This window comes from Mycoplasma sp. 613B, from assembly GCF_054343485.1.
In genome coordinates, this window is record NZ_JBTGVH010000036.1 from 1 (window position 1) to 2,268 (window position 2,268).

Sequence of the window (2,268 nt, forward strand, 5' to 3'; positions counted from 1 at the left end):
AATTTTACCAGTGATATCACTGGTAAAATGTGTCCCAATAAATTGTCCCACTTTATTCTACTCATTTTTTTGATTTTTGTAATGATTTGATTAGTTCCTTGATTTACTTGTATATCTTCTTCTTTTTGTTCTTCTATTCCTTCTTCATGTTTGTCAATATTGTTAAATGTTAGAAAAGTAAATAATAGACCAAAAAATATAGATAAAATAGCAAACAATTTAGCATTCTCTAATTTTTTAGATTTTAAAGTAGACAGTTCTACACATAATATGAGTTTAAAAATAAAGACAGCATTCCCAATAAGTGTAGCTATTACAAATAGAAGTGAAGCAAAAATTCTATTTATTTTATTTACAGTTCCTATTGTAGAAATGTCAAATAAGTCATATACTGAAGTACCTGAAAATATTTGAATGATACCCGCTGCAATGAAAAATCAAGCAACAGCATCAATGATTAAAGTATTTCTACTTATTCTTTTTACTTTTTGAATTCGATTCATTTAAATCCTTTCTTTTATAATTTGTATATTTAAATTTTACTCTTTTCTAATAAAAAATAAATAACTAGTTTTTTTTATTTTAATAATAATGGTTTACTCTTCAAGTTTTTTGACATAAACAAAACCTAAGATTGTAAACAATAGTCCAAAGAATATTGATAGTATAAAGAATATTAGAATTGTTTGAACTTTGTTCATTTCAAAATTAGATAATTCAACACAAATAATAATTTTGAAAACTAAGGCTGCAAGTCCAGTACCAGATGCTACTACTATAAGCAAAATTGCTAAAATGAATGCAGCGCCAAAACTAGCAATACTTGCTGATTGGTCTGGACGCGCTTCAGATGGTGAATAATAACCAAAAGCACTTACAGCCAAAACACCACCGGCTATAAGAATAATAACACTTATTACAAATAAGGCAAAAGTTACAATTTCTAATATAAGAGCAGTTTTGCTAAAATTTTTTAATTTTTCTAGATTGTTTTTCATAAGTTCCTCCTATATTTATATTTTACTGTTTTTATTTAATAAAAAAGTAAATATTAGTGAATTAATATTAATTTAGATTTAAAAAACTTGTTTATACTAAACACAAACAAGTTTTTTATGATTTAATAGTTACTAGTCTTTGATCATTCTTTTTTGTGTTTTTTCACATATCTATAAGCTAATGCTGTAAATACGAGTCCAAAAAAGATGGATATAATGAAAAATATTCTTGATGTTTTTAGATGACTTGCTTTAAAGTTAGAAAGTTTAGTTGCAGAAATTATTTTGAAAACAAAAGTTGTTATACAAAGTCCTATATAAACAATGAATAATATTATCACAAAAACAAAACCTGCTCTTGCTTTTTGTGCAGTCAGTTCAAAAGATGAATAGTAAGTTGGATCATAAGATAAAGAATTTTTATTAGCATCAGAAACAATACTGTTAATAATTAAAACTATAGTAATAGATATAATTTGAATAACAACAATAGACATTATTTCAAATATTAAAGTTAGTCTGGTTGCGTTTTGTAATTTAAAAAGTTCAAAACCATATTCATAACCTTTTATACATTTTATACATTGACAATCTTTCTTTATTTTTTGAATATTTATTTTTTCTTCTTGTGCGATTTGGTTGGAAAACTCAAAAGATTTAAGTTTTTTGTAACCCATGAAAGTAAATATTATTCCAAAGAAGCTTGATAGTACATAACACAACTTAACATCTGCTAATTTTTTGCTATATAAACTTGGTATCATTCTACTTATCATTATTTTAAAAACCAAAGCAACCAAACCCACAATGAAACTTATTATTATAAATAAACTGAAAGAAAACACTTTTATTATGTCTAAACCATTTTTAAAGAATTCTTCATTTTTTTAACAAGAACTTCAAAAATGTAGTTTATTTGAAAATTTATGATAATATCTGTTGTTATTCAAACTAAAACAAACTAATTATATCCATAATTAAAGTTGTCTTTCCAATTTGTTTTATTTCCTTGATTTTACTAATTTTGTCCCTTTCTTATTATTTTAATTTTATTACTTTTTGCAAAAAAAAAAAAAAAACGAAGCAAAAGATAGAAAATTTTAAGCATTTTTACGCTTTTTGCCTTGGTAATTTAAGTTTATTCAAAATATATCTATTTAGTCACACGTAAATTATTGTTTTATTTAGATAAAACTAATAAATCTTTCTCAAATATTGTAATTACAGATATAAAATGTCACTTTTTATAAATATGTGTTAATTTAATGAT

At 23.7% G+C, this 2,268-nt stretch carries 3 protein-coding genes; all 3 read right to left on the reverse strand.

The window, feature by feature from the left end; all coding sequences use genetic code 4:
* Positions 1-503: hypothetical protein (locus ACXX87_RS04020; protein ID WP_458573319.1), on the reverse strand; the 503-nt coding region annotated here is incomplete at its 3' end.
* Between the two features lie 93 nt (positions 504-596).
* Positions 597-998 (reverse strand): hypothetical protein, encoded by a 402-nt coding sequence (locus ACXX87_RS04025; protein ID WP_436358726.1) that lies wholly within the window; start codon positions 996-998, stop codon positions 597-599.
* Between the two features lie 122 nt (positions 999-1,120).
* On the reverse strand, positions 1,121-1,762 hold the full coding sequence (locus ACXX87_RS04030) for a hypothetical protein (RefSeq protein ID WP_458573320.1): 642 nt from the start codon (positions 1,760-1,762) through the stop codon (positions 1,121-1,123).
* Between the last annotated feature and the right edge of the window lie 506 nt (positions 1,763-2,268).